This window comes from Nguyenibacter vanlangensis (assembly GCF_013376155.1).
Taxonomy (GTDB): domain Bacteria; phylum Pseudomonadota; class Alphaproteobacteria; order Acetobacterales; family Acetobacteraceae; genus Gluconacetobacter; species Gluconacetobacter vanlangensis.
The window spans coordinates 1-2,741 of record NZ_JABXXP010000394.1; the positions used below are offsets into that span (position 1 = coordinate 1).

The window sequence follows — 2,741 nt, forward strand, 5'->3', positions numbered from 1 at the left end:
CGTTCTGCGTTCCGGCCCGCCTTCCGCCCCACCTTCCGCCCTGCATGCCGCCCCAGCCTTGGGGCACCCCGCACGGCCTGGCCTTGCGGTGGGCCGGGCGGTGGGCCGTGCGGTACGGCGGCCGACATTGGAAGCGATTACGGTCACCAGCGCGCGGACGGCGCGGTTTCATACGATGGCCAATACGGTCAACACCATCAGCGGCCGCGAATTGCAGGAACTGCATATCGTCAGCCCCAAGGAGATCGCGGCCTTCGTGCCCGGGGTCACGGCGGTGAACGCGACGTCGGGCAGCACACCGATCTTCTCGATCCGCGGCATCGGGCTGGACGATTATATCGGCACCAACATGGGCGGGATCGGGATCTATCTCGACGGGGTCTTCGCGCCCTATCCGGTGTTCTATAACGGCCAGATGTTCGACGTGCAGACCGTCAGCGTCGAGAAGGGGCCGCAGGGGTTCGAATATGGCCGCAGCACGACCGGCGGCAGCATCAATGTGGAATCCATCAAGCCGACCGGCCGTTTCGGCGGGTATCTGGACTGGGGCTATGGCAGCTATGGCACCAATACCGCGCGCGGCGCCGTCAACGTGCCGGTTGCGGACAATATCTATAACCGTTTCGCCTTCAGCTATATCAACGGGGATGGCTGGCAGCACGATATCCATACCGGCCGGCTGTACGGCGCGCAGGATCTGCTGGGGCTGCGCAACCTGACCCAGTTCGTCATCGACGACCGGTCGTCGCTGATGCTGAACATCCATTATATCCGCGACAGGGGAACCCCGGTCTCGCCGCAGGACGTGGATGGCGACGCGGTCAACGGCCTGCCCGACCGCACGATCGGCGTGGGGCCGAATGCCAGGGCCAACGCGGTCAATGTCGGTGACAATGCGGCGTCGCGCGACGAGAATGGCGGGGGGATCGGCGTCAACTATACGCGTGCGTTCGATTTCGGCACCTTTACCTCGGCCACCGGGATCGATTTCTACCGGCGCGACGATTACGACAATTATGACGGCGAATCCGTCCATGTCGGCGATTATCGCTGGAACGACACCGCGATCGTGCAGTCGCACGACATGCATCTGCGCATGCGCCTGGCGCGGCGCCTGACCGTGACGGTGGGGACGTACGAGTCCTGGGACAGGATCGACGGCGCCTATACGAGCTATCGCGCCTTTCTGCTGGGGGCGCCGAACGCGAACCTGACGGACCGGTTCGTGCAGCAGAACATATCGGCGGGGCTGTACGCCAACACGGTCACCAATATCGTCAAGGGGCTGGATTTCATCGCGGCCGGGCGCATGTCCTATGACAGCCGCGGGTTCGACGGGGGCACGATCGACGATTCCGGCGCCGTCACGGGGGTTGCGGGTTCGCACCTGTCGTACCTGAACACGGCGCATGATTATGGGCGCCTGACCGGCCGGGTGGGCCTGCGCTATACGATCATGCCGGGGACGCTCGTCTATGGCACGATTTCCAACGGCTATAAGGCCGGCGCGTATTTCGCCGCCCCCGTGACCGCGCCGCAGGCGCTGGATTACGTGCGGCCGGAGAATTTGACCGCCTATGAGATCGGCGCCAAGACCAGCCTGCTGCGCAACAGGGTGCAGATCGAAGGGGCGCTGTTCGATTATGAATATCATAACCGCCAGACCCTGTTCGTGGCCGAGATGCCGCGGGGGATTACCTCGCTGAGCCTGGGGCCGATCCCGCGCGCCCGCTCGCGCGGCGGCGAGATGTCGGGCACGCTGCACGAACTGGTCCCGAATTTGGACCTACGCGGGTCGTTCGCCTATCTGGATGCGCAGGCGATCACGCCGGTCACCAATATCGGCGGGCTGCCGCTGCTGTCGAACGTCACGGCGCATTCGGCCATCCCGTTCGCGCCGCGATTCTCGTGGGATGCGGTGGCGCGCTACGGGATCGATGCCGGGCCGCGTTATCGCGTGACGGTGCAGGCGAGCTATACGTGGAAGGACAATATGCTGGTCGCGCTGGGCGATCCGAACGGAAAGACCAGCAAGATCAGTTCGTTCGGCATGCGCATGGAAGTGGGGCCGAAGAGCGGCAGATGGACCGCCGCACTCTATGTCGACAACATGCTGGACAAGCATGGCGACACCTATTCCTTCACCGGCAGCGACAATAGCCGGGTGCAGTATCTGCAGACGCCGCGCTGGGTTGGCTGCGACCTGCGGTATAATTTTTGAATAATTTCTGAATAACTTTCTGAATAATTTCTGGCGCGTGCCGGAGCGGGACAGGGCTGATGCTCCGTCCCGCCCCCCCTTTTAGTCCCGCGTGTGCCAGATGGTCGCGAAATCGGGCAGCGTGCGGGCCAGGGTTTCGACCTGATCCGGGCCGATCAGGTCCAGATGGGGGAATTCGGCCAGGATGCGGGTGTGGCCGAATTGGGTGACTGCCCGCCGAGCGGCGGCGGAGGGCGGGCCGTTGAGCACGACGCCCGCCACGGCGATGCCGCGTTCGCGCAGGGCCTGCAAGGTCAGCAGCGTGTGGTTGATCGTGCCGAGCCCGCTGCGCGCGACCAGGATGACCGGCAGGGCGAAGCGGGCGATCAGGTCGATCATCATGCAGTCCGTCGTGACGGGGACCATGACGCCCCCTGCCCCTTCGACCACCAGGGGGCGGGGATCGGCGGGCGGGGGCAAGGCGATGCCGGAGACGTCGAGCGGCGTGCCGGCCAGTTCGGCCGCGTCGAGGGGCGAGAGC

At 64.9% G+C, this 2,741-nt stretch carries 2 protein-coding genes; one reads left to right on the top strand and one right to left on the bottom strand.

The features are described from left to right. The first annotated feature begins 175 nt into the window (after positions 1-175). Entirely contained in the window at positions 176-2,221 is a 2,046-nt protein-coding gene (locus tag HUK84_RS14370) for a TonB-dependent receptor (RefSeq protein WP_176640900.1), read from the top strand. An 81-nt stretch (positions 2,222-2,302) separates the two neighbouring features. Here the strand turns inward: HUK84_RS14370 and bioD are convergent. Then, positions 2,303-2,741: dethiobiotin synthase (gene bioD / locus HUK84_RS14375; RefSeq protein WP_176640899.1), on the bottom strand; the 439-nt coding region annotated here is incomplete at its 5' end.

Excerpts from the sequence above, each read along its gene's own strand:
- HUK84_RS14370 (WP_176640900.1), top strand. The coding sequence starts at position 176 with ATGGCCAATACGGTCAACACCATCAGCGGCCGCGAATTGCAGGAACTG.